This window comes from Streptomyces sp. NPDC093225 (genome assembly GCF_044753805.1).
GTDB lineage: Bacteria > Actinomycetota > Actinomycetes > Streptomycetales > Streptomycetaceae > Streptomyces.
Map to the genome: position 1 here is coordinate 16343 of NZ_JBIVNX010000061.1, position 24088 is coordinate 40430.

General features: G+C 76.0%; 17 protein-coding genes and 1 pseudogene. 12 read left to right on the forward strand and 6 right to left on the reverse strand.

Annotated elements, in window-relative coordinates:
* Nucleotides 1-30 precede the first annotated feature (30 nt).
* The 4 genes from ACIQCH_RS33940 to ACIQCH_RS33955 all read left to right on the forward strand — a co-directional run bounded on the left by ACIQCH_RS33940 (nt 31) and on the right by ACIQCH_RS33955 (nt 4472).
* A complete protein-coding gene (locus ACIQCH_RS33940) occupies nt 31-1182 on the forward strand; it encodes an acyl-CoA dehydrogenase family protein (RefSeq protein ID WP_402587399.1) in 1152 nt (383 codons plus the stop codon).
* The gene (locus ACIQCH_RS33945) at nt 1170-2600 is read left to right on the forward strand and encodes a dihydroorotase family protein (RefSeq protein ID WP_402587401.1); all 1431 of its coding nucleotides are present in this window, start codon (nt 1170-1172) and stop codon (nt 2598-2600) included. The genes ACIQCH_RS33940 and ACIQCH_RS33945 overlap by 13 nt, the downstream gene beginning before the upstream one ends.
* Entirely contained in the window at nt 2597-3121 is a 525-nt protein-coding gene (locus ACIQCH_RS33950; RefSeq protein WP_402587403.1) for a flavin reductase family protein, read from the forward strand. Before ACIQCH_RS33945 ends, ACIQCH_RS33950 begins: the two co-directional genes overlap by 4 nt.
* A gap of 76 nt (nt 3122-3197) precedes the next feature.
* On the forward strand, nt 3198-4472 hold the full coding sequence (locus tag ACIQCH_RS33955) for an NAD(P)/FAD-dependent oxidoreductase (protein ID WP_402587405.1): 1275 nt from the start codon (nt 3198-3200) through the stop codon (nt 4470-4472).
* 145 nt (nt 4473-4617) lie between these two features.
* Here the strand turns inward: ACIQCH_RS33955 and ACIQCH_RS33960 are convergent, their stop codons facing one another.
* On the reverse strand, nt 4618-4992 hold the full coding sequence (locus ACIQCH_RS33960) for a hypothetical protein (protein ID WP_402587407.1): 375 nt from the start codon (nt 4990-4992) through the stop codon (nt 4618-4620).
* A 206-nt stretch (nt 4993-5198) separates the two neighbouring features.
* Between ACIQCH_RS33960 and ACIQCH_RS33965 the strand changes: the two genes are divergently transcribed.
* A complete protein-coding gene (locus ACIQCH_RS33965) occupies nt 5199-5942 on the forward strand; it encodes a PaaI family thioesterase (RefSeq protein WP_402587408.1) in 744 nt (247 codons plus the stop codon).
* Between the two features lie 59 nt (nt 5943-6001).
* Here ACIQCH_RS33965 and ACIQCH_RS33970 read toward each other — a convergent pair whose 3' ends face one another.
* Both ACIQCH_RS33970 and ACIQCH_RS33975 read right to left on the reverse strand, forming a co-directional pair.
* Complete coding sequence (locus tag ACIQCH_RS33970) at nt 6002-6445, reverse strand: peptidase inhibitor family I36 protein (protein WP_402587410.1); 444 nt, start codon at nt 6443-6445, stop codon at nt 6002-6004.
* A 115-nt stretch (nt 6446-6560) separates the two neighbouring features.
* On the reverse strand, nt 6561-7835 hold the full coding sequence (locus ACIQCH_RS33975) for a PucR family transcriptional regulator (protein ID WP_402587412.1): 1275 nt from the start codon (nt 7833-7835) through the stop codon (nt 6561-6563).
* Nucleotides 7836-8236: 401 nt separating this feature from the next.
* Between ACIQCH_RS33975 and ACIQCH_RS33980 the strand changes: the two genes are divergently transcribed.
* The 7 genes from ACIQCH_RS33980 to ACIQCH_RS34010 all read left to right on the forward strand — a co-directional run bounded on the left by ACIQCH_RS33980 (nt 8237) and on the right by ACIQCH_RS34010 (nt 20366).
* A complete protein-coding gene (locus tag ACIQCH_RS33980; protein WP_402587414.1) occupies nt 8237-9583 on the forward strand; it encodes a lipase family protein in 1347 nt (448 codons plus the stop codon).
* Between the two features lie 218 nt (nt 9584-9801).
* Nucleotides 9802-10341: an EF-hand domain-containing protein gene (locus ACIQCH_RS33985; RefSeq protein ID WP_402587416.1), complete on the forward strand. Its 540-nt coding sequence runs from the start codon at nt 9802-9804 to the stop codon at nt 10339-10341.
* 162 nt (nt 10342-10503) lie between these two features.
* Nucleotides 10504-12183, forward strand: a complete 1680-nt coding sequence (locus tag ACIQCH_RS33990; RefSeq protein WP_402587418.1) for an NAD(P)/FAD-dependent oxidoreductase — start codon at nt 10504-10506, stop codon at nt 12181-12183.
* Nucleotides 12184-12435: 252 nt separating this feature from the next.
* Nucleotides 12436-16494 (forward strand): Pls/PosA family non-ribosomal peptide synthetase, encoded by a 4059-nt coding sequence (locus tag ACIQCH_RS33995; RefSeq protein WP_402587420.1) that lies wholly within the window; start codon nt 12436-12438, stop codon nt 16492-16494.
* 38 nt (nt 16495-16532) lie between these two features.
* A complete protein-coding gene (locus tag ACIQCH_RS34000; RefSeq protein ID WP_402587422.1) occupies nt 16533-17963 on the forward strand; it encodes a M1 family metallopeptidase in 1431 nt (476 codons plus the stop codon).
* 104 nt (nt 17964-18067) lie between these two features.
* Nucleotides 18068-18394 (forward strand): hypothetical protein, encoded by a 327-nt coding sequence (locus ACIQCH_RS34005; RefSeq protein ID WP_402587424.1) that lies wholly within the window; start codon nt 18068-18070, stop codon nt 18392-18394.
* A 40-nt stretch (nt 18395-18434) separates the two neighbouring features.
* Nucleotides 18435-20366: a Dyp-type peroxidase gene (locus ACIQCH_RS34010; RefSeq protein ID WP_402587426.1), complete on the forward strand. Its 1932-nt coding sequence runs from the start codon at nt 18435-18437 to the stop codon at nt 20364-20366.
* 114 nt (nt 20367-20480) lie between these two features.
* Here ACIQCH_RS34010 and ACIQCH_RS34015 read toward each other — a convergent pair.
* The 3 genes and pseudogenes from ACIQCH_RS34015 to ACIQCH_RS34025 form a co-directional block, all read right to left on the reverse strand.
* Nucleotides 20481-21741, reverse strand: a pseudogene (locus tag ACIQCH_RS34015) (MFS transporter).
* The gene (locus ACIQCH_RS34020) at nt 21738-22946 is read right to left on the reverse strand and encodes a PLP-dependent cysteine synthase family protein (RefSeq protein WP_402587428.1); all 1209 of its coding nucleotides are present in this window, start codon (nt 22944-22946) and stop codon (nt 21738-21740) included. The pseudogene ACIQCH_RS34015 and the gene ACIQCH_RS34020 overlap by 4 nt, the downstream one beginning before the upstream one ends.
* Before the next feature lie 163 nt (nt 22947-23109).
* On the reverse strand, nt 23110-23622 hold the full coding sequence (locus ACIQCH_RS34025) for a hypothetical protein (RefSeq protein WP_402587430.1): 513 nt from the start codon (nt 23620-23622) through the stop codon (nt 23110-23112).
* Nucleotides 23623-24088 lie beyond the last annotated feature (466 nt).

Genomic DNA, 24088 nt, shown 5'->3' on the forward strand with positions numbered 1-24088 from the left:
CACCCGATCCACCCCGAACGAGGACAACAGATGACCGCTCCCGCCCCGTCGAACCCCGCCACCCGGGCACCGCTGCCGGAGTTCCTGGACGCCGCCACCCGCTCCCGGCTCGCCGCCTCCGCGGCGGCCGCCGACCGCAGCGGCCGGCCCGACCTGGACGCCGTGGCACTGCTGCGCCGCACCGGCCTGCTCGGCCTCGCCGTCCCGTACGCGTACGGCGGCGCCGGCGCCGACCCCGTGGAGCTCAACCACCACGTGGCAGAGGTCGCCGCCGTCAACGGGTCCGCCGCGATCATGCTCTTCCAGCACTACGCGGTGAGCAGCCGCATCGTGGAACAGGGCACTCCGGCCCAGCTCGCGGAACTGCTCCCCAAGCTGGCCTCCGGCGAGTGGCTGGCGGCCTCCGCGTGGAGCGAGACGGGTGCCGGCGCCGACAAGCGGAACCTTTCCACGACGGGCCGCCGGACCGAGGGCGGCGGCTGGGTGCTCGACGGCGCCAAGTCGTTCACCACCAGCGCGGGCCTGGCCGACGTCTACCTCGTGCTCGTCCGGACCGGGCAGGCGCCGGACGCCGGGGCGGCCGGGACCGGCTACGGGGCCGCGGGGCAGACCTTCTTCCTCGTCCGCGGCGACAACCCGGGCCTGGTCCCGGACACGTCCCTGCCGCTCGCCGGCATGCGCGGGTCCGCGACGGGCTTCGTCTCGCTGCGGGACTGCCGGGTGGCCGACACCGACCGGCTCGGCCCGGCCGGCGAGGCCGCCTCGATCATCGCCCGGGTCAGGGAGAGCGGCGCGACTCTGGGCGCCGTGGCCCTCGGCCTGGCCCGGGCCGCCCTGGACTGCGCGCACGACCACGCCGTCGCCCGCGGCCTGCTGGCGCACCAGGCGGTCCGGCACCGGCTGGTGGACCTCGCCACCGAGGTCGAGGCGGCGCGCGCCGTCGTCGAGCGGGCCGGGCGGCGGGACTCCGCCGACCCGGGGACCACCACCCTCCACTCCAAACTCTGCGCCACGGCAGCGGCCGACCGGGTCATGACCGGGGTCGAGCAGATCCTCTCCTCCGCCGGCTACGCCGAGGCACACCCCCTCAACCGCTACCGGCGGGACGCGCGCGCCGTCGCGCTGATGGGTCCGACCAACGATCTCTGCAGGGAGCTGGTGAGCACGTCATGGACGCGTTGAACACCGCGCACGCCGCCGCCGCACGTACCGCGGACCTGGTCGTCGAGGGCGGCCGGCTGGTCACCCCCGAGGGGGTCCGCGAGGGCACCGTCGTCATCAGGGAGGGCCGGGTCGACGCCCTCCTCGCGGCGGGGGAGCCGGCCCCGGCCGGACCCCGGCTCGACGCAGCGGGCCGCTACGTCCTGCCCGGGCTGATCGACTCGCACGTGCACTTCCGCACCCCGGGCCTGGAGTACAAGGAGGACTGGGAGCACGGCAGCCGGGCCGCGATCGCGGGCGGCGTGACCACCGTACTCGACATGCCCAACACCCGCCCGGCGGCGCTCGACGAGGCAGCGGTGCGCGACAAGGCCCGCATCGTCGAAGGCCGTTCGTGGGTGGACCACCGGTTCCACATCGGCGCCGACCCGGACCGCCCCGAACTGCTCGCCTCGCTCGACCCGGACGTGGCCACCTCCGCCAAGGTGTTCATGGCGGGCCACCACACGGCCCCGGTCGTCTTCCGCGAGGACCGGCAGCTGGCGGCGGCCTTCGAGGCGGCCGCCCTGGGCGACGTCCAGCTCGTCCTGCACGCCGAGGCGCAGCACGTCTTCGACCTGCTCGACGGCTGGCGCGGCGAACCCCGCTCGTACGCCGGCTACGAGCCGCACCGCCCGCGCACGGGCGCCATCGTCGCGGTCGCCCGCGTCATCGACCTGGTGCGCACCCACGGCACCCGCGCCCACGTCCTGCACGCCTCCACCGCGGAGGAGGTGGACATGCTCACCGCGGCGGCGGCCGAGGGGCTGCCCGTCACCTTCGAAGTCACCGGCCACCACCTGTCGTTCACCGACGCCGACACCTGCCGCCGCGGACCGCGTACCCGGCTGTCGCCGGCGATCCGGGCCCAGCGGGACCAGGACCGGCTGTGGGAGGCGGTGCTCGCCGGCCAGGCCGCCACGGCGGGCAGCGACCACGCCCCGCACACCGTGGCGGAGAAGAACCGCCCGCCGGCCGAGGCGCCGCCGGGGCTCCCCGGCGTCCAGGAACTCGCCGGCGCCCTCTGGACGGGCCTGATGGCCCGCGGCGCCGAGGTCGACGCCGACGGCGCGGCCCGGCACCTCGCGCGACTCATGGGGTCGGGCCCGGCCGACCTGTTCCGGCTGCCGGGGAAGGGACGGCTGGCCGTGGGCGCCGACGCCGACCTGGCCCTGCTGGACCCCGACCACCGCTGGCAGTTGGCCGCGGACACGATCGAGGCGAAGTGCGGCTGGTCCGCCTACGAGGGCTGGGTGTTCACCGGCCGCGTCACGACGACCGTCAAGGCCGGCCGCCCGGTGTGGGACGCGGGCAGCGGGTTCGCCGGCACCCCGACGGGACGCCTGCTGCCGCCCGCCCCGGCCGCCGCCGGGCGGTCCCTGTCCGCGGCGGGCCGGTGACCTCCCCCGCCCTGCTCGGGCCGTCGGCCGTCGGCGCCGAGGAGTTCCGCGCCGCCATGGCCGCCCTCGCGGCCCCGGTCTGCGTGATCACCTGCTACGACCGCGACGGCGGGACCCGCGGACTGACGGCCTCCGCCGTCTGCGCGCTCTCCCTCGACCCGCCGCTGCTCCTCGTCGCCGTCGACCGGCGTTCGAGCACGCACGACGCCCTGGTCGCGGCCCCGGCCTTCGCCGTCAACCTGCTCGGCCCGGGGGACGAGGAGCTGGCGCGGCGCTGCGCGGGCCCCGCCGCCACCCGGTTCGCGGGGGTGCCCACGGTCCCGGGTCCGGCCCCCGGCCTGGCGGTCGCGGCGCTACGCCTCACGTGCCGCAACCACGGCCTGCGGGACGGCGGCGACCACACCATCCTGATGGGAGAGGTCGTCGCGGCCGACGGCGACCCGGGACGCGCGGGCGGACTGGTCTGGCACCAACGGGGCTTCGCCCACGCCCGGCCCGCCGACCGGGGCCCGCACACTTGACAGTCGGTCATGTTCCTGACACTTGTGGGCGCTGCAGCAACCCTCACGGCAGCACCCCGAAGGGAGCGACCAGCGCATGATCAGGTCTCGGAGCGCAGGACACGGCGCGGGAGACGACTACGACGTCGTCATCAGCGGAGCCAGCCTCGCGGGCAGCGCGGCGGCGGTCCTGCTCGCGCGCCGCGGCGTCCGCGTCGCACTGCTGGAGCGCCGCTCGGACCCCGAGGCGTACAAGGTGCTGTGCACCCACTCCCTCACCGCCAACGCCTACCCGGTGCTGGCGGAACTCGGCCTCGTGCCCGCCCTTGAGAAGGCCGGTGCCGTCCGCAACGACGCCCGCTGGTACACCCGTTGGGGATGGATCGAGCCGCGGGCCGCACCGGGCGGCCCCGACCTGCCGTACGCCTACAACGTGCGGCGCAGCACCCTCGACCCGATGATCCGGGACCGGGCCGCGCAGACCCCCGGCGTCGACCTGCTCCTCGGGCACAAGGTGACCGGGCTGATCCAGGAGGCCGGGCGGACCGTGGGCGTGCGCGCGTCGACACCGCAGGGCGAGCGGGAGCTCCGGGCCCGCCTGGTGGTGGGCGCCGACGGCAAGGACTCGGCCGTGGCCGGGTTCGCCGGGCTGCCGGCCCGGCGGTACGAGAACGCGCGGTTCGGCTACCTCGCGCACTTCCGCGACCTGCCGCTGCACGGCGGGATCGGCCAGACCTGGTTCCTCGAGCCCGACATGGCGTACGCCTTCCCCAACGACGACGGGGTGACGGTCCTCGCGGTGCTCCCGTCCAAGGAGCGGCTGCCGGAGTTCAAGGAGGACCTGGAGGGCAGCTTCCGCGCGTTCGTCCGCGCCCTGCCCGAGGCGCCGCCCATCGACTCCGCCGAGCGCGTCTCGAAGATCATCGGGGCGGTCGACTACCCGCTGCTCAGCCGTCGGCCGACCGCACCGGGCGTCGCGCTCATCGGTGACGCCGCCCTGACCGGCGACCCCCTGTGGGGGGTGGGGTGCGGGTGGGCCCTGCAGTCCGCGCAGTGGCTGGCGGAGGCGGTCGCTGCCGCCGCGGCCGGGCGGGCCGACCTCGACCGGTCGCTCGCGGTGTACGCCCGTACGCACCGGCGCCGGCTGCGCGGCCACCAGTACCTGGCCGCCGACTACGCCACCGCCCGTCCGTTCAACCCCATGGAGCGGCTGGTGTTCTCGGCCGCGGCGCGGGACGCCTCGGTGGCGCGGCACATGCACCTCTTCGCCTCCCGCCTCATCGGACCGCTGCGCTTCCTGAACCCCCTGGCGCTGGCCAAGGCCGCGGCCGTCAACATCAGGCACCGGGGCCCGGCCGCACCCGGGGCCTGAGCCCGCCGGCGCCGGGGCGGCGCGGCCGACGCGGCCCGCGCCCCGGCCGGACGCCCGGTCCGGAACACCGGTTCCGGGGACCGGGGACCGGGGACAGGGGGCCGGGGGCGAAGGGCCGGGACCAGGGGCCGGGCCGGCGGCCGGGTCAGAGCGGGACGAGGACGTCCTCGTGCGCGCCGTCGAGGACGAAGCCGTTGTCGAAGCGGACGCGGGCGGTGACGCGGGCGCCACGCGCCCGGAACGCCCTCCACTCCGGTTCCAGTGCCCCGATCTCCTCTTCGAGTCGCGTCCTGCTCGCTTCGGGCATGGTGTGGCCGAAGGCCTCGAGGAGCGAGGTGAGCCGCTGGTACTCCCCGACCCCATGGCTCTCGGGCAGCCGGCCGTCGACCCGCTCGACGGTCCCCTCGGTGCCGGCCGCCAGGGACAGGAACCCGACGACGGCCCCCGAGCCGCCCGCGACGGCGTCGGCCAGGCCGATGTCCTCCGCCAGCTTCACGCGCTGGCCCTGCGTCAAACCCATCGGTCCTTCGTCGTCCCTCGCTCGCCACGGCCCCGGCCCGTGCGGCCGCGGTGGCCCCATTATTCCGCCGCGCCGCACACCGGACGGCCGCGGGCCGGCGACCGCCCGACCCCGCGCGGCACGCCCCCCGGCCGACAGCCCGCGCCGCGTCCGGTCCGGCAGGCCTCCCCGCACGGCGCGGGCGGCCGTGTGATGGGGTGGCGGGCATGACCGACTTCGAGACCATCACGATCCCCGAGCACCTGCACGGCTACACCGGAGTGGCGTTCGGCGGCTACGTGGCGGGCGTACTGGCCGGGCGGGCGACCGCACGGGACGTACGGGTGGACTTCCGGCGGCCCGTACCGACCGGGCTGCCCGTGCGACTCGCCCCGACCCCCGAGGGCGGGTGCGCCCTGACCGACGGCGACCTCCTGCTGGCCGCCGCCGTCCCCACCGGATCCGCCGGGCCGGCCGGGTCCGCCCCCGAGGTGCCGGAGGCGCCGTCCTGGGCCGAGGCCGAGGCGGCCGCCGAGGCCTACCGGGCGGCCCCGCCGGACGGCCAGACCGACTGCTTCGGCTGCGGCCTGGACCGCACCCCGGCGACCGGGCTGCGCCAGCACTGCGGTGCGGTGCCGGGACGGGACCTGGTCGCCACCGCCTGGACCCCGGGAGCCGCCCTCGCCGACCCGGACGGGCTGCTGCCGCCCGAGCTGGTGTGGGGCGCGCTGGACTGCCCCGGCAACGCCGCCGGGCGCCTGCTCGACGGCCGCCCGGCCGGTGCGGTCACGGCCGCGCTCGGCGCGCGGCTGCTGCGGCCGGTCCGGGCCGGTGAGCGGCTGGTCTCCTACGCGTGGCTGCTGTCCTCGGCGGAACGCAAGTACGGCGTGGGCACGGCCGTCGCCACCGCCGAGGGCGAACTCTGCGCCACCGCCGAGGCGCTGTGGGTGGTCCCGCGCGCGGCGGTCTAGGGGCCTGTCCTTCGGATCACGCCGGGCTCGCGGGGCCTGAGCGCCGGCGCGCGGTGCGGTCAGCCCACTCGGCAGGTCGTGAACCGGTTCGACCGGACGTGCCCGAAGGACGCCGGGAGCCTCTCGACGCCACGACCCGGCCGGACGGTCAGCGCCCGCCCCTTGTAGTGCGGCTGGTCGAAGACCACCACGCAGCGGCCCCACCGCCCGTCGGAGGTCCGCCACGTGCCGGAGCCGTTCCACACCGACAGCCCGTCGTTGAACCCGACGTACGCCGTCGTCTCCGGGTACGCCGGCATGTCCACGTTGACCAGGCTCACCACTCCGGTGTAGCCGGGCGAGGTCCATCCGCACACCCAGCCGGGGGAGCAGCGCTCCGCGACCGGGGGCGCCGGGGGAGACCCCGCCGGAGCCGCCGGAGCGAACGCGAGGACCGCCGCCGCGACCAGCACGCCGGCCAGGCCCCCGCGCAGGCCGGCCCGTCCGACACCTGCGTACCGCATGACCCCATCGAACCGCCGATCGGCGGAGATCGCACGGTCGCACGGCACGGCACGGCACGGCCCGGCCGGCGGGGGAGGCGTGCCCGCGTCCGCCGCGCGGTGTGCCGCGCAGGCGTCAGCCGGTCTCGGGTTCGGCCCGCCGTACGGCGTCGTGGGCGGCCAGCGCGGCGTGCAGCGTCAGCAGGTCGGCGCCCCGGGCCGCGTCCAGCCCCGTGAGCTCGGTGGCCTTGCGCAGGCGGTAGTCCACCGTGTTGGGGTGGACCTGGAGCCGGGCGGCGGCCCGCCGCCGGTCGAGGCCGCACGCGAGGAAGGTGCGCAGCGTGTCGAGCAGCTCCGGGCGCCCGGTCAGCGGGCCGAGCAGCGCGGCGAGCCCGTCCCGGGCCGGGCTCGGGCGGCTCAGCTGGTACTCCAGCAGCACGTCGTCGAGCAGGTACAGCCCGGGCCCCCGGCCGGACGCCTCCGCCACCCGCCGCACCTCGCCGACCAGCCGGGCGGCCTCCGCGACGCCCTCCGGCGCGGCCGTGGCCGCCGCCACCTGCAGCTCGGCGCCGCAGATCAGACCGAGCTGCTCCACGACCCGGGTGAGCCGCTCCCGGTCCGCCGCACCGAAGTCGCCGGCCGGCGTCCCGTACGGGATCAGGACCAGCCCGCCGTCGCCGGACAGCACGGACAGCGGCACCCCCGGCGTCTGGCGCTGCAGTTCGTTGCGCAGCCGTCGGATCTTGCGGCGGGCGGCGACGGAGTGGTTCACGCCGGGCAGCAGCTCGTCCGGGTGCGGCCCCACGGCCATGCTCAGGACGACGTACGAGGCGGGCAGCCGGATGCCGGCGCGGTCGGCCGCGGCCTGCGGGTTGCCGCCCTCCAGCAGCCGGGACAGCAGGGCCTGCCGGGCGACCTGCTCGTCGCCGAGGGCCGTCTGCCGCTCCTGGACGTATCCCGCCGCGACCGCGCAGCTGACCAGCCGGAGGTAGCCGAGCAGCCGGTGCTGCACCAGCAACACGTCCGGCAGGTCGCCCGGTTCGGCGGTCGCGAGGACCCGGGCCGCGCACTCCTCCGCCCCGTAGTGGTAGGCGCCGACCACGGCCTCCAGCGGTACGCCTTCGTCGGCGCGCCGGGCCGACGACTCGCTGATGCGCGCCAGTTCGGCCTCCTCGGGCAGCTCGCCGTGGCGCAGCACCCTGATGAACGCCCTGATGCCGCGGTCCACTTCCTTGGTGACCTCGCCGCGCAGCTGCTCCGAGGGGAGCGCGCCGTAGGCGGGCAGCATCTCGACGAGCCGGGCCGTCACCGCGGGCGCCAGCGCCGGCGCGGCGGCGAGGAGCCGCTTGTGGACCGGGATGCCGCCGAACTGCGGTCCCGCGTCGGGCTCCGCCGCTTTGGGTGCGGTCACAATCCACCTCGCGAATCTCTGTGGTGCGCCCCGGAGACACGGCCACGTGCCGGCCGCATCCTGGTTTCCAGCACGTTACCTACCAGTTGGTAACACGTTCGCCTGGTGGATCACCAGATGCGTACGGATCCCGACCGCCCCTCCACCGGACCTCACCCACCCCCACCCCCACCACGCGCCCCCCACCCACCCCCCGCCCCCCGCCCCTCGCCTCGATCCCCCTACGACCGCGCCGCACCGCCACCGGATGCCGTGCGCGCATCCCACCGACCCGGCGCGGCACGGGCGACCCACCCGTGCCCCCCCGACCGGTCGTCCCGTCCCACCCCGCTCCGCACGGCGCCGCCGCCCGGCGCCGGCTCCCGCACGTCCCGCCATCCCACCCACGATTCGGGGGAGTCATGCCCAGAAACGCCGCTCGTCTCCTGGTCACCGCCGTCGTCGTCGCGATGGCCGCCACCGCCGCCCCGGCGGCCACGGCCGCCCCCTCGACCGCCACGGCAACGGACACCGCCACGGCGAGCGACCCGTTCTACGCCTACACCGGCAGCGAGCCGCTCTCGTCGTTCGCCCCGGGCACCGTGCTGAAGACGCGGACGCTGAAGTACCACCTCGTGGGTCTGCCCACGCCGCTCAAGGCGATCCAGCTGCTCTACCGCACGACCGACGCCCAGGGCCGTCCGTCCGCCAACGTGACCACGGTGGTGCCGAGTCCGACCGGCGGTCACGACAAGGCGGTGTCGTACCAGTCGTTCTACGATTCGCTCGACCCCGAGGACGGCCCGTCCCGCGCCATCGCCGGCAACGTCTCCCTGGGCGGCGCCATCGCGAACGCCGAGTCCGTGTTCGTGGTGCCGTTGCTGCTGGCGGGCTACGACCTCGTCATCCCGGACACCGAGGGCCAGTCGGCCGACTTCGCGGCCGGCCCCGAGTACGGGACCAACACGCTGGACTCGATCCGCGCCGCGACCGCGTCCGCCGAGACCGGCCTGGACTCCGACACCCGGTTCGGCCTGCTGGGGTACTCCGGCGGCGCCATCGCCACCAACTGGGCCGCCGCGCTCGCCCCGGACTACGCGCCCGAGGTCAACCGCAAGCTGGTGGGCTTCGCCGAGGGCGGCCTCCTCGTGGACCCGGCGCACAACCTCAGGTACGTGGACGGCTCCGTCGTGTGGACGGGCGTCATCCCGATGGCGCTCATCGGCGTCTCCCGCTCCTTCGGCATCGACCTCAAGCCGTACCTGAACTCCTACGGCGCGGAGGTGTACCAGAAGCTGGAGAAGGGGTCGATCGTCGACGCGTTGGGCCGCTACCCCGGGCTGACGTGGAAGAAGATGGCGAAGCCCCAGTACGCCGACCCGAACTCGGTGCCCGCCTTCGTCGAGGCGGTCAACAAGGTCAACCTCGGCTCGGCGCCCACCCCCACCGTGCCCGGATTCATCGCGCAGGGCAACGGCGGCGTGTGGGAGGGGACCTTCAGCAACCGCCCCGGCATCGGCACCGGTGACGGGGTCATGGTCGCCGGGGACGTGCGGGCCCTCGCCCGGCAGTACTGCTCGACCGGCAACGGGTCCATCGCGTACCGGCAGTTCGACCTGCTCAGCCACGTCGGGGTGCCCGTCGTCTGGGCGCCCGCCGCGGTGGGCTGGCTGGGCGACCGCTTCGCGGGCCGCACGGCCCCCTCCGACTGCGGCCGCATTCCTGCGGGCAACTCCCTGGCCCCGGAGGTCCCGGCGCCGACGTCCTGACGCCCCCTCGCCCCCCCACCCCCTCGCCCCCTCGCCCCCTCGTCCCTTCGCCCCGCCCGTCCGGGGTCCCGCCGCGCCCCTTCCGCGGCGGGACCCCGGACCGCGCGCACTCGGCGTCGCCCGTGCGGGGGATCTTGGAACGGGGCGGGGGCGATCTATGATTCCTCGCGCAAGCGCACGGTAGTCGTGCGGGTACGCAGGGTGAAGGGTGGCTTGGCGTGAGCCTGCTGGACATGAAGCTGGACCGGTCGTTCGACGTCTTCGACTCGGACCGTGACGGGCGGGTGGAGCGGTCGGACGTGCTGGCCGTCTCGGACCAGCTCGCGGAATCGCTGGGCCTGGCGGCGGACGCGGTGGCCGACCTCAGGGGCTCGCTGGCCGAGCTCTGGGACACGGTCTTCCAGAAGATGGACCGCGACGACGACGGGGCCGTGGACCGGCAGGAGTTCCGGGCGGCGTTCCGGGCCCGGATCGTCACCGACCAGAACCGGATCTGGGACCGGATCAGGAACCTGAGCAACGCCTGGACCGAGATCGGCGACCGCGACGGCGACGGGATGCTGAGCCGCGACGAGTACACGTCCCTGCTGCACGGCATGTTCCGGCTGCCCCGCCAGGCCTTCGACGACTCGTTCACCGCGCTGGACCGCGACGGCGACGGCCGGCTGAGCCGTGACGAGATCAGCTCCGCGATGAAGGAGTACTACACCAGCCAGGACCACGCGGCCCGCGGCAACCAGTTCTTCGGGCGGCTCTGACGGACGCGACGGCTCCGGCGGATTCCGGCGGCGCGGCGGCCGGCCGCCCCGCGGACCGCCGGGGCCGTCGGCGCCGTCGAACTTCGACAGCCACGGAATGATCTCCGAGTCGTTGACCGGTGGGGGACAGTCACCGATCAACACACCCTGGAGGGACCTCTCATGGCCGAGACCGCGCTGCCGGTGATCCTTCTCGCGGATCCCGATCCGCTCCGCCGACACGAGACAGCCGAGCTGGTGCAGCACTGGTACCGGGCGTCCTTCCGCGTCCTGCAGGTCGGCGGGGCGGCCGAGACGGACCGGGTGCTGCGGTCGATGGCGGAGGCGGACGTGCCCGTCGCCGCGGTGGTCGCGGACCACGACCCCGGACCGTACGCCGCCGGCCACCCGGCCACGCGCTGGCTGCCCCTCGCCGGGGACCCCGCCGCCCCGTCGCCCCGCGCCGCGGCCCCGGACGGCGACCGCGCCCCGGAGGGCGACCGCGCTCCGGACGGCGGCCGCGCACAGCACGGCGACACCGCCCCGGACGCGGGCGGGACCGGTGCGGGCCCGGCCGAGCGCCTCCGGGTCGCCCTGGACGACGCCCTGTGCACCTGGAACGCCGACCGCGGGGGTGGCCTGCCCACCGCCGAGGTCTGCGGCTCCCGCTTCTCGCCGGCCGCCTACGCGGTCCGCGACTTCCTCGGCCGCAGCGGCGTCCTCTTCCGCTGGGTGCCCGAGGAGGCCGGGCAGGACGCGCCGGTGACCGTCCGGCTCGGCGACGGCACCGAACTGGTCGACCCCTCGATCAGTGAACTGGCCGACGGGCTCGGCCTCATCCGGCCGGCCGAGCACGAGCGCTACGACGTCGCGGTGATCGGCGGCGGCCCCGGCGGCCTGGCCACCGCCGTGTACGCCGCCGCGGAGGGCATGAGCGTGGTCGTCATCGAGGACGACGCGCCCGGCGGCCAGGCGGGTTCGACCTCCAGGATCGAGAACTACCTCGGCTTCCCCGTCGGACTCAGCGGCGGCGACCTGGCCCAGCGCGCGCTCCAGCAGGCCCGCCGGGCCCGCGTCGAGTGGCAGCCCACCCGGGTGGCCACCCGGCTGCTCCCGACGGACACCGGCGACCACGCGGTCGAGTTCGTCAAGGCCGGCACGGACGAGACGGCCTCGGTCTCGGCGGCAGCCGTGGTGGTGGCCACCGGCGTGGAATGGAACCGCCTCGCGAGCCCGGGCGTCGACCGGCTGCTCAACTCCGGCGTGTACTACGGCGCGTGCCTGGCCGACGCGCCCTCGGCGGCCGGCGAGGACGTCTACATGGTGGGCGCCGGCAACTCCGCCGGGCAGGCCGCCCTCTACTTCGCCCGCTACGCCCGCTCCGTCACCCTGCTGGTCCGGGGTACCGACCTCGGCGCCTCCATGTCGAGCTACCTGGTCCGGCGCATCGAGCGGACCCCCGGCCTGCGCGTCCTGCTCGGCACCGAGGTGGCCGAGTGCCTGGGCGGAACCACGCTCACCGGGCTCCGGCTGCGCGACCGCGCCGGGGACGAGCGCACCGTCCCGGCGCAGTGCCTGTACGTCTTGATCGGCGGGCGCCCCTCGACCGACTGGCTCGGCGGTGTCCTCGAGCTCGACGACCGCGGCTACGTGCTGACCGGCAGCGGCGGCACCGGCCCCGACGCCCGGCCGATGGAGACGAGCCTGCCGGGCGTCTTCGCCGTCGGGGACGTGCGGTCGGGATCGGTCAAGCGGGTCGGCGCCGCGGTGGGCGAGGGCGCCGCCGTGGCCCACAGCCTGGTCGAATACCGCCGGCAGCACCCCGGGCGCTTCCGGGACACCGGAGCCGTCGGGGCGTTCTGAGCGACGGCGGCGCACGGCGGACCCGGACCCCTCCCCACCCGTCCGCCGTGCGTCCCGGCCCGTGCGGACGGGGTGAGGTGGTGTGAGCAGGCTCTTTACCGTCTCTTCCCGGCCAAGCGCAAGAGTTTCGGCGAGGGAATCTGCGCCCTTGGCGTAGGCTGGCCGGTTGTTCTCCGTCGAGTCGGAACAAACCGGGCATACCCGGTCTCCGTCGGCGGACCGGATCCGTCCGGGAACGAGACGCGAGGGGCAATGGCAGCCACACCTGAGCGCACCGAGCCGACCTGGCCCGACCACGGCGTCCCGCAGGGCGAAAGCCCTGGTGGGACGCCCGACGAGCCGTCCAAGGCGGCCCGGTTCACCGCCGGTCCGCCCGCCCCGCCGCGCACCCTCCTCGACGTCCTCGACGACTCCGTCCGGGCCCACCCCGACGAGCTCGCCCTCGACGACGGCACCTACCGGCTGACCTACCGGGCACTGGCCGCCGAGATCGAGCGCCGGCGCCGGGCGCTGGCCGCCGCGGGCGTGCGGCCCGGCGACCGGGTCGGCGTCCGCGTGCCGTCCGGCACCAACGAGCTGTACGCGTCGATCCTGGCCGTCCTCGCCGCCGGCGCGGCCTACGTGCCCGTGGACGCGGAGGACCCGGACGAGCGGGCCGAGCTGGTCTTCGGCGAGGCCGGCGTGCGGGCGGTCCTGGGCGCCGACCGCCGGATCGAGGTCCTCGCCGCCGAGACCGGGACACCGTCCGCGCAGCCACGTGCCGGGGCGCGACCCGCCGGGACACCGGCCGCCGGGGCGCCCGTGCACCGGGCCCGGGCCGCCGGACCGGGGCAGCCGGACCCGGCGGCCACCCGCCCCGGCCCCGACCACGACGCGTGGATCATCTTCACCTCCGGGTCCACCGGCAAGCCCAAGGGCGTCGCCGTCACCCACCGCAGCGCCGCCGCGTTCGTGGACGCCGAAGCGGCGCTCTTCCTCGCCGACGACCCGATCGGCCCCGGCGACCGGGTGATGGCCGGGCTGTCCGTCGCGTTCGACGCCTCCTGCGAGGAGATGTGGCTGGCCTGGCGGCACGGCGCGTGCCTGGTGCCCGTACCCCGCTCCCAGGTGCGCAGCGGCGTCGACCTCGGACCGTGGCTGGTCGAGCAGGAGATCACCGTGGTCTCCACCGTGCCCACCCTCGCCGCCCTCTGGGAGCCGGAGGCCCTCGACGACGTCCGGCTGCTGATCTTCGGCGGCGAGGCCTGCCCGCCCGAGCTGGCGGCCCGGCTCGTCACCGAGGGGCGCGAGGTCTGGAACACGTACGGCCCGACGGAGGCGACGGTCGTCGCCTGCGCCGCCCTGATGACCGGCGAGGAGCCGATCCGCATCGGGCTGCCGCTGAACGGCTGGGAGCTGGCCGTGGTCGACGAGTCCGGCGAACCGGTCCCGATGGGCGGCAGCGGCCAGCTGGTGATCGGCGGCGTCGGCCTGGCCCGCTACCTCGACCCGGCGAAGGACGCCGAGAAGTACGCCCCGTTGGAGTCCCTCGGCTGGGCGCGCGCCTACCGCAGCGGCGACCTGGTCCGCGCCGAGCCCGAAGGGCTGGTCTTCCTCGGCCGCGGCGACGAGCAGGTCAAGCTCGGCGGGCGGCGCATCGAACTGGGCGAGGTGGACGCCGCGCTCCAGGCCCTGCCCGGCGTCGCCGGCGCGGCCGCCGCCGTCCGCACCGCCCGCAGCGGCAACCAGCTGCTCGTCGGCTACCTCGTCACCCAGGACGGCTGGGACCGCGCCGCGGCCGTGGCACGGCTGCGCGCCGAGCTGCCCGCGGCCCTGGTCCCGCTGCTCGCCGCGGTCGACACCCTGCCGACCCGCACCTCCGGCAAGGTGGACCGGGACGCGCTGCCCTGGCCGCTGCCCGACCTGGAGGCCGCCGGCCCCGCCGAGCAGCTGTCCGGCACCGAGGCCTGGCTCGCCGAGCAGTGGCGCGAGACCCTCGGCGTGGCCGTCACCGGCGCCGGCGACGACTTCTTCGCCATCGGCGGCAACAGCCTCGCCGCCGCCCGGCTCACCACCCGCCTGCGCACCCGCTACCCGAGCGCGGCCGTGCTCGACGTCTACCAGCAGCCCACCCTGCGCAAGCTGGCCCGGAGGCTGGAGAAGTCCGCCCACGGCGGCGAGGCGGCCCGGACCGTGCCGCCGGTGCCGGCCCGCGCCTGGATCGTGCAGGCGCTGCTGCTGCCGCCGCTGTTCACCCTGATGGGCCTGCGCTGGAGCGTGGCGCTGCTGGCCCTGGGCAACGTACTGCACCAGGTCGGGTCGTACCCGTGGGCGCCGACCGCCCCCTGGTGGCTGGTGGCCGCCGGGGCCCTGCTGTTCTTCAGCCCGCCCGGACGCCTCGCCCTGGCCGCCGGCGGCGCCCGGCTGCTGATGCGCGGCGTGGCCGCCGGCCGCTACCCGCGCGGCGGCGCCGTCCACCTGCGCCTGTGGACCGCCGAGCGGCTGGCCGAGTGCGCGGGCGCCACCTCGCTCACCGGCGCCTGGCTGGAACGCTACGCCCGCGCCCTCGGCGCCAAGATCGGCCGCGACGTCGACCTGCACGCCCTGCCCCCGGTCACCGGCCTGCTCAAACTCGGCCGCGGCTGCGCCGTGGAGTCCGAGGTCGACCTCAGCGGCCACTGGCTCGACGGGGACCGGCTGGAGATCGGCCCGGTCAAGGTGGGCGCCGGCGCCGTCGTCGGCACCCGCAGCGTCCTGTTCCCCGGTGCCCGCGTCGGCAAGCGGGCCGAGGTGGCCCCCGGATCGGCCGTGGTCGGCCAGATCCCGACCGGCCAGCGCTGGGCCGGGGCGCCCGCCGCGAAGCTCGGCAAGGCCAAGCACAACTGGCCGCGCGAGCGCCCGCCGCGCGCCGTGCACTGGCGCGCCATGTACGGCGTGACCGGCTTCGGCCTGACCGTCCTGCCCCTGCTCGCGGCGGTACCGGCGCTGCTGGTGGCGGGCCTGTTCGTACCCCCGGGGGCCGGGCTCGGCACGGCGCTGCGCGGGGCGCTGCTCGCGGTGGTGCCCGCCGCGCTCGCCTTCGGGTTCGCGTACGCGCTGCTGGTGCTCGTGGCCGTCCGGCTGCTCAGCATCGGCCTGCACACCGGAAGCCACCCCACCCACGGCCGGGTCGGCTGGCAGGCCTGGACGGTCACCCAGCTGATGGACCTGGCCCGGGGCACCCTCTTCCCGCTGTACGCCGGGCTGATCACACCGGTGTGGCTGCGACTGCTCGGCATGCGGATCGGTCCCGGCGCGGAGGTCTCCACCGTGCTCGCGCTGCCGAGCCTCACCACCGTCGGCGAGGGCGCCTTCCTCGCCGACGACACCCTCACCGCGCCCTACGAGCTCGGCGGCGGCTGGATGCGGATCGGCCGTTCCGAGATCGGCCGCCGCGCCTTCCTCGGCAACTCCGGGATGACCGCCCCGGGCCGCAGCGTGCCCGACGACGGCCTGGTCGGCGTCCTGTCGGCCACGCCGAAGAAGGCCAAGAAGGGCAGCTCGTACCTGGGCCTGCCACCGGTCCGGCTGCCCCGCTCCGCCGCGGCCTCGGACAGCACCCGCACCTACCACCCACCGGCCCGGCTGCTGTGGGCCCGCGGCCTCGTGGAGCTGTGCCGGCTGGTGCCGGTGTTCTGCTCGGTGGCCCTGGCCGCGCTGGCCGCGGCGGCGCTCTGCGCGCTGATGACGGCCGGTGGCAGCACCGGCGGACCCGACGCAGCGGGCGGGCCGGGCGTCGTGGGCGGCGCGCTGCTGTCGGGCCTGGTCCTGCTCGGCTCCGGCGTGGCCGCCTGCCTGGTCGCGGTGGCCGCGAAATGGCTCCTGGTCGGCCGGCACCGGACCGGCGAGCACCCCCTGTGGAGCGGTTTCGTGTGGCGCAACGAGCTGGCCGACACCTTCGTCGAGGTACTGGCCGTGCCGTGGCTGATCGGGGCGGTCCCTGGCACCCTGGTGATGTCCCTGTGGCTGCGCGGGCTCGGCGCCCGGGTCGGCCGGGGCGTGTGGTGCGAGAGCTACTGGCTGCCGGAGACGGACCTGGTGGCGCTGGGCGACGGGGCCAGCGTGAACCGCGGCTGCGTCGTACAGACCCACCTCTTCCACGATCGGATCTTGCGGACGGATACTGTGACCCTCGGTGCGGGCGCCACGCTGGGACCCGGCGGGATCGTGCTGCCCGGGAGCACGGTGGGGGCGCGGAGCACCCTCGGCCCCGCCTCCCTCGTGATGGCCGGGGAATCCGTCCCGGCCGACACCCGCTGGCTGGGCAACCCGATCGAGGTCTGGCGGCCTTGACGGACAGCACGGGCACGGCGCAGGGAGGGACGGCGGCAATGGGCGGCCAGAGCAAGACCGGCGGCCAGAGCAAGGCCGGCAGCCAGCGCGCGGCGGTGGCGGCGGACCCCTACTTCCCGGACAACGGCGACGCCCGCTACCGGGTGAACCGCTACGAGCTGGCCCTGGAGTACCGTCCCGGTCCCAACCGCCTGGCGGGCACCGCCCGGCTCAGCGCCATAGCGGGCCGGGCCCCGCTCCCCGAGTTCTTCCTCAACCTCGCCGAGTTCAAGGTCGGCCGGGTCCTCGTCGACGGCCGGGCCCCGCACTACGTGCACCGCGGCGGCCGGCTGCGGATCCGCCCCGCCAAGCCGCTGCCCGCCGGCGCCGCGTTCACGGTGGAGGTGCACTGGTCGGGCAACCCCAGGCCGGTGCGCAGCCCGTGGGGCGGCCTGGGCTGGGAGGAGCTGACCGACGGCGCGCTGGTGGCCAGCCAGCCCGTCGGCGCCCCCTCCTGGTACCCGTGCAACGACCGGCCCGCGGACAAGGCCTCGTACCAGATCTCGGTCAACACCCCCTCGCCGTACACCGTGGTGGCCGGCGGCCGGCTGCTGACCCGGACCACCAGGGCGAGCACCACGACCTGGGTGTACGAGCAGCCCGCGCCCACCTCCAGCTACCTCGTCGGGCTGTCCGTGGGCATGTACCAGACCGTGCTGCTCGGCGACCCCGGTCTCGGCGGCGTCCCGCAGAGCGCGTACGTCCCGACCCACCTGCTGCCCAGGTTCTCCCGGGACTTCGCACGGCAGCCGGCCATGATGCAGCTGTTCGAGCGGCTGTTCGGCCCCTACCCCTTCGGCGAGTACGCGGTGGTCGTCGCAGACGAGGAACTCGACGTGCCGGTGGAGGCCCAGGGCATGTCCCAGTTCGGGACCAACCACGTCGACGGGGTACGGGGCTCGGAGCGCCTGATCGCCCACGAGCTGGCCCACCAGTGGTTCGGCAACAGCGTCACGATCGCCGACTGGCGCCACATCTGGCTGAACGAGGGCTTCGCGAAGTACGCCGAATGGCTCTGGTCGGAGGCCACCGGCGGCCGCACCGCGCACGCGCACGCCGCCGCGGCGCACCGCCTGCTGTCCGCCCTGCCGCAGGACCTGCGGCTGGCGGACCCGGGCCGCAAGCTGATGTTCGACGACCGCCTCTACCAGCGCGGCGGCCTGTCCGTGCACGCGGTCCGGTGCGCCCTGGGCGACGACGCGTTCTTCCCGATGCTGCGCGACTGGGCCACCGTCAACCGCCACGGCGTGGTCACCACCGCGGCCTTCGCGGCGCACGTGGCCCGTTACGCGACCGCCCCGGTCGACGACCTGCTGGAAGCCTGGCTCCAGTTCCCGGCACTGCCGCCGCTGCCCGCCCCACCGGTCCCGGCCCGGCCGCTGCAGCCGCCCGCCGGCGGCCCGACGGGCTGGGGCCGGCTCCCCGTATAGGACCTGTTGCGAAAGCGGATCACCTGTCCGTCGCGGACGGCCAGAGCCCGGCATCGGCCCTGGCGGTCGTCAACGACCACGTCGTCGCGATGACCAACGGCGGCATGCCGACGCCCGCCCCCCTGAACCTCGTGGTGGTGTCCCGCCACGACTCCGCACGGGTCGCGAACCTGCGGCCCTTCGCGGACGGCGCAGCCGCGTACAGCTTCATGCCGTCCATGGTGTCGGTCGATCCGCCCAACGACCGGGTGTACGGCATGGACGCGGGCCCGGGATCGGCCTGCGGGTCGTTCCCGCCCGCGGCGGCCGACCCGGTGCCGCCCGGTCCGCGGACGTACGCCTTCCGCCGGATCCGGGCTCGCGTGTGGGTGATCGTGGGGCGACCGACCGGTGCGGCGTCGCACGCGGACCGGGGCGGTGATCGAGTGTGAGGGCCACTGACTCCCCGCGCCGCCCCGTCTCGGAGGACCCATGCCGTTCACCCGCCGGACCGTCGTACGAGCCGGAGGCGGCGCCGCGGCCGCGCTGGCGGTCGGCAACGCCGCCCCGGCCGAAGCGGCCCCCGCGGTGGCCGCCCCCACCACCCCCACCGCCCCGGGCCCGAAGGCCGCCGGCCAGGAACTGCCGCTGCGCACGGACACCACCACGCAGGGCGACATCCTCGCGGGCTTCCGCAAGGACCAGGCCTGCCTGTTCCTCATCCGGTTCGGCGAAGTCGACGCGGCCCGCGGCTGGCTCCGCGCACTCCTGCCCGAGCTGTCCAGCACCGAGCAGGTGGCGCAGTTCAACACGCGGTTCAGCCGGGCGCGCCGGCTGCGCAGCGGCGCGGACCCCACCACGATGTCCGCGCTCTGGACCGGCCTCAGCCTCACCCACGCCGGACTGGGCCACCTCGCACAGGCCGACCCCTTCCCGGCCGTCGCGCGGGGAGGGACCGCGGAGGCCTTCCGGGACGGCCCCGCAGCACGGGCCGAACGGCTCGGCGACACCGGCACCAGCGCCCCCGAGTCCTGGCTGTTCGGGGCGGCCGCGGACGGCGTCCACGCCGTGCTCACCCTCGCCTCCGACACGCCCGACGTGCTCTCCCAGGTCGCCGCCCGCCACCGGGACGCGCTGCAGGGCGCGGGTGCCGAGGTGGTGTTCCGGCAGGACGCGGCGACCCTGCCGGGGGCGCTGCGCGGGCACGAGCACTTCGGGTTCCTCGACGCCATCAGCCAGCCCGGCGTACGCGGCTTCCACCCCGCGGACGCGGCCGGGACGGGCGTGGAGGGCAAACCGGGCACCCGGCTCCTGCCCGCCGGGGAGTTCATCGTCGGGCAGGAGCGGGTGGGGCAGCGCCCCGCCGGGCTGCCCGCCTGGGCCACCGGCGGGTCGTTCCAGGTCGTGCGCCGGCTGGCGCAGGACGTCCCCGGCTGGTGGTCGCAGGCCCGCGTGCTCCTGAAGCAGCTGCAGAAGTCGGGGGCGGCGCCCGCCGACGCCGACGTCCGCTGGCTCGCCGCCCGGTTCGTCGGGCGCTGGCCCGGTGGGGCCCCCGTCGCCACCTGCCCGATGGCGGAGAAGCCCGTGCCGCCAGGTGCCGACGCCGGGAACGACTTCGACTTCCACGACGACCCCGACGGCCTGACCACACCCCTCTTCGCACACATCCGCAAGACCAGCCCGCGCGGCGGACTCGTCACGAGGCCCGGACGCCCGCCCCTGGCCGCCTCCGCGCTGGACTCCCGCCGCATCATCCGGCGGGGCATCCCCTACGGCCCCCCGCACCGCGACGACTCCTCGCCCACCCCCCGCGGACTGGTCTTCGTCAGCTACCAGGCCGACCTCGTCGAGCAGTTCGAGTTCATCGCCCGGCAGTGGGGCAACAACGAGGGCTTCCCGCCCGGACGGCAGCCGCAGCCGGGCGCCGACACCGTCATCGGGACCTCCTCCCCGGTGGCCTTCGAATCCGCCTCGCCCAGCGGCGGCCGGGCCACCACCCTCGACTTCCAGCGCTTCGTGCGCACCGAGGGCGCCGTGTACGCCTTCACCCCGTCCATCCCCACCCTCCGCGCCCTGGCCGGCGGTTCGCTCGACACCGCCATCGAGGTCCATCCGGGTACGGTGCTGCGCCCCGGGGACACCCTGGACGCGGGCGCCGTCCGGCTGCGCCTCGAGAACGACGGCGACCTGACGCTCCGGGCGGAGGACGGGCGCACCCTGTGGAGCGCCGGGACGGCCGGCTCCGGCGTCGACGCGCTGTTCGCCGCCGACGGCGAACTCTCCGTGCGCGACGCGGCCGGCAAGCCCCTCTGGTCCTCCCGCACCGCGGGCGCACCCGGCGCCCGACTCCTCGTCCGCCCGTCGGGGGACGCCGTCGTCCTCAGGGACGGCCGCGCGGTCTGGAGCGCCCCGACACCGTCGTGAGCGGGCACGGGGCGGCCCGACGGGGCGGGACCGCCCGACCACTTGGGACGGCCCGACCGGACGGGACGGCCTGACCGCACGGGGTGGCCCGACCGAGGGGTCGGGCCACCCCGCCTACGGCAGCTGGACCGCGACGGGTCGAGGCGGTGCCGGCGCGAGCCGGCCGGTCCGGGCGAGGGCCCCGACCGCCGCCGCGCACCCCGCGCCGGTCGCGGTCAGGGCGGCCCAGGTCAACCAGCCGGCGTCGTGCCGCTGCGCGTGGTCCCACAAGGCCCCCGTACCGAGGTTGCCCAACGTGATGCCCAGCCCCGAGACGGTGTTGTAGAGGCCGTAGTGGGTGGCGGACCAGACGGTTCCCGGCGAGCGCGACGACGGTGTCCATCTCGAAGGGGTGGACGACCGCCGACCCGGCCGCCAGCAGGACGACCGCCGCGACCAGCGCGACGAGCACCGCCGCCGACGAGCCCCGCGGGCTGAGCGCCAGGGGTACGAACGCCAGCCCCATCGCCGCCAGCCCGCGGACCAGCGCCCCACCGGGCGACCAGCGGGCCTTCGCCCAGGCGGTGAGCCGCAGCTGCCCCGCGACGGCGACCGCCGCCGAGACGACGAACAGGCCGCTGGTGACCGCGGTCCCCCCGGCGCCGAGGGCCTCGGAGGCAGCGAGGGGCAGCGCCAGGTAGACCTGGAACGTCAGGGCGTACGAGCCGATCATCGCGGCGGAGAAGAGCAGGAACGGACGGTTGGCCACCACACCGCGCCACTGGGCCAGGACGCCGCCCCGGGAGGCGTCCTCGCCCGGCCCCCGACGGGTGGGCAGCGCCCGCCACTGGAGCAGCGTGAGGGCGGCGAAGACGGCCGCGGCGACCGTGCACACCAGCCGGAAGTCCGCCGCCAGCAGGGCGAGTCCGACGAGCGGGCCGAGGAACATGCCGGCCTGGTAGTAGACGTTGAAGGTGGCGAAGGCGTCCACCGGCCGCTCGCCGGCCTCGGCCGACAGGTAGGCCCGGACGGCCGGATTGAACAGCGCGCCGGCGAACCCGGTCAGGGCGGAGGCCACGACGAGGGCGGGCAGGTCGCCGACCCAGCCGAGCAGCCCGAAGCCCAGGGTCCGCAGCAGGCACCCCGCCATGATGGGGGTCTTGTAGCCGAGCCGGTCGGCCAGGGTGCCGCCGATGAGGAACATGCCCTGCTGGGAGAAGGTGCGCACGCCCAGCACGAGCCCGACGGCCCAGGCGGACAGGCCGAGCCCGGCCGAGAGGTGGGCGGCCAGGTACGGCATGAGCATGTAGAAGGCCAGGTTGATGGCGAACTGGTTGGCCATCAGCAGCCGCGCGCCGGGCGGGAAGGAACGGGTCTGCCGCCACAGGTGCCTCATCGGGGGACCCCCGCGAGGTGGTGCCGTGCCGGACGGGCGAGGGGATCGGTGACGCGGGTGCACCGGGTCCACCGGGTGACGGCGCGCTCCCCGCTGTCGGCGATCTCGTCGGGGGCGTCGGCCGGGAGGTGGCCGAGGAGACCGTGGCCTCGGCAGTAGCCGTCGTCGAAGACCGTACCGACGTAGCGCTGCGGCCCGTCGGGGAAGACCGCGACGATCCGGTCCTCCGGGGGCAGCGTCCGGGCCAGCCAGCGGGCGACCAGGGCGACGGCGCCGACGCTCCAGCCGCCGGTGGCGTAGTGGTGGCGGGCCAGGCGGCGGGCGGCCCACACCGCTTCCGGGGCGGCGACCCAGTGGACCTCGTCGAACAGGTCGTACGCGACGTTGCGGGGATGGATGCTGGAGCCCAGTCCGCGCATGAGGCGGTCGGCGGCGGGCTGGCCGAAGATCGTCGAACCGGTGGTGTCGACGCCGACGATCCGCAGGCCGGGGAAGTAGCCCCGGAGGACGGCCCCGACGCCCGCCGAGTGGCCGCCCGTACCGACGGACGCGACCAGGGTGTCGACGCGGCCCAGCTGGGCCACGAGTTCGCGGGCGAGCGGGGCGTACGCGGCGACGTTGTCCGGGTTGTCGTACTGCTGGGGGCACCAGGCGTCCGGACGGGCGGCGAGCAGCTCTCCGACGCGCCGCCGGCGCGCCTCCTGCCAGCCGCCCTCGGGGTGCGGGGCGGTGACCAGGTCGACCTCGGCGCCGTAGGCGGTGAGCAGCCCGGTCATCAGCGGTTCCATGCCGGGGTCGGTGACGACGGTGACCGGATGGCCGTAGGTGGCGCCGGCCAGGGCCAGCCCGAGGCCCAGGGTGCCCGAGGTCGACTCGACGATGCGGCCACCGGGCAGCAGCCGACCCCGCTCGCGGGCGGCGCGCACCATGTGCAGGGCGGCGCGGTCCTTGATGCCGCCGGGATTGTGGCCCTCGAGCTTGGCCCAGAACCCACGACCGGCGGAGGTGAAGGGTTCCCCGATCCACAGGACGGGGGTGCCGCCGACGAGTCCGGCGGGGGTGTGCAGCGGATGCTTGGCGTCGGCGAGCAGTTGGGCCGGCGGGGCGGTGGGGGCGGTGGGGGTGGAGGTGGTGGGTGTGGATGGAGAGACGGGGGAGGTGAGCGAGACCTGTGTGGAGGGAGAGGTGGATGCGAGGTGGTTCATGGCGTACTTCTCCTGCGGTCGCCGCCGTGACGGGCGGCCGACCGGTGGGTGGGAGGGGGCCGGGGGACCGGTCGCCGAGCTGCCCGTCCCTCCATCCGTCCATCCGTCCATCCGTCCGTTCGTTCGTCCGGCTGGGAGGAGGGAGGGGGCGCGGCGGGGCCGATCAGGTCCGCCAGACTCCCAGGCGCGCCCGCTCCAGTCCGGCGGCCGACGCGGCGGCCCGCGGAAGGTCCGGTCGGGGCGCCACCGCAGGCACGTCGGGGTGAAGGCCGCGCGTCCCGGCGGGCAGCGCCGCGAGGAGGGGCGGTCCGGTCAGGTCCTCGGTACGCGGCGGTTGGACGGTCGGCTGGTCCAACCCCCGGCAGTGGGCGGCCCCGTCGGGGACGGGGGCGCTCCGGCCGACCGTGGCCCCGGGGAGCACCACGGCCACGGGGAGGGCCACGGTCTGCGGGGGCTGGTCGGCGGTGGGGGCCGGTGCCTGCCGGGGCGCATCGGGGGAGAACACCGCGCAGCCGACGGACACCGCGCGCAGCAGGGCGTCGGGTCGGTGGTCTGGAGGCGCCGTAGGGCCGTGCGCGCACCCGAGGACGTGCAGGAGGGCGGCCAGCAACAGCGCGACCGCCGCTGCGGCCCGGGCGGCCGAGCGGCCGCCCCGTCTGCGCAAGCCGGCCCGCATGGACACGAAGCGTAATCGGACGGGTACGTGAAGTCCCGGCCGGACGGCTCGGATGCGCGGGCCCGCGTGTCGCGGACGGTAGGCGTGGCACGGAGCGTGGGCCCGTTCGGCGCGGACCGCGGACCGCGGGCCTGCGAGCCGCGCACAGTGGGCGTGGTGCGGAGGGTGGGGCCGAGTGTGCAGGCGGCGGGCGGACGTGGTGCGGTTGATGAGCCGCCGTGTGATGGTTCCGGTCCCCGCGAGGGCCTGGTGAGGCCGAGTCAGGCCGGTCCGCCCGTGTTCCATGACGTCTCGAAGGGTCCCCGACGCGACACGGTTCCGGACCCGCAGCCCGACCCCGTCCGCCGCCTCCTTGGCGGTGCCTGGTGGGTCCCGTGGTGTGTGGGGGAGGCGCTTGACAGGGGTGGCAGGCTGGACCGGAGGCAGGCCCGGGCCGGAGGTGGCCGCAGGCCAGGGCGAAGCCCCA

Bases quoted from the DNA above. Each gene is read 5' to 3' on its own strand.
- ACIQCH_RS33940 (WP_402587399.1), top strand. From the start codon at position 31: ATGACCGCTCCCGCCCCGTCGAACCCCGCCACCCGGGCACCGCTGCCG.
- ACIQCH_RS33945 (WP_402587401.1), top strand. From the start codon at position 1,170: ATGGACGCGTTGAACACCGCGCACGCCGCCGCCGCACGTACCGCGGAC.
- ACIQCH_RS33955 (WP_402587405.1), top strand. From the start codon at position 3,198: ATGATCAGGTCTCGGAGCGCAGGACACGGCGCGGGAGACGACTACGAC.
- ACIQCH_RS33960 (WP_402587407.1), bottom strand. From the start codon at position 4,992: ATGGGTTTGACGCAGGGCCAGCGCGTGAAGCTGGCGGAGGACATCGGC.
- ACIQCH_RS33965 (WP_402587408.1), top strand. From the start codon at position 5,199: ATGACCGACTTCGAGACCATCACGATCCCCGAGCACCTGCACGGCTAC.
- ACIQCH_RS33970 (WP_402587410.1), bottom strand. From the start codon at position 6,445: ATGCGGTACGCAGGTGTCGGACGGGCCGGCCTGCGCGGGGGCCTGGCC.
- ACIQCH_RS33980 (WP_402587414.1), top strand. From the start codon at position 8,237: ATGCCCAGAAACGCCGCTCGTCTCCTGGTCACCGCCGTCGTCGTCGCG.
- ACIQCH_RS33990 (WP_402587418.1), top strand. From the start codon at position 10,504: ATGGCCGAGACCGCGCTGCCGGTGATCCTTCTCGCGGATCCCGATCCG.
- ACIQCH_RS33995 (WP_402587420.1), top strand. From the start codon at position 12,436: ATGGCAGCCACACCTGAGCGCACCGAGCCGACCTGGCCCGACCACGGC.
- ACIQCH_RS34000 (WP_402587422.1), top strand. From the start codon at position 16,533: ATGGGCGGCCAGAGCAAGACCGGCGGCCAGAGCAAGGCCGGCAGCCAG.
- ACIQCH_RS34005 (WP_402587424.1), top strand. From the start codon at position 18,068: ATGCCGACGCCCGCCCCCCTGAACCTCGTGGTGGTGTCCCGCCACGAC.
- ACIQCH_RS34010 (WP_402587426.1), top strand. From the start codon at position 18,435: ATGCCGTTCACCCGCCGGACCGTCGTACGAGCCGGAGGCGGCGCCGCG.
- ACIQCH_RS34020 (WP_402587428.1), bottom strand. From the start codon at position 22,946: ATGAACCACCTCGCATCCACCTCTCCCTCCACACAGGTCTCGCTCACC.
- ACIQCH_RS34025 (WP_402587430.1), bottom strand. From the start codon at position 23,622: ATGCGGGCCGGCTTGCGCAGACGGGGCGGCCGCTCGGCCGCCCGGGCC.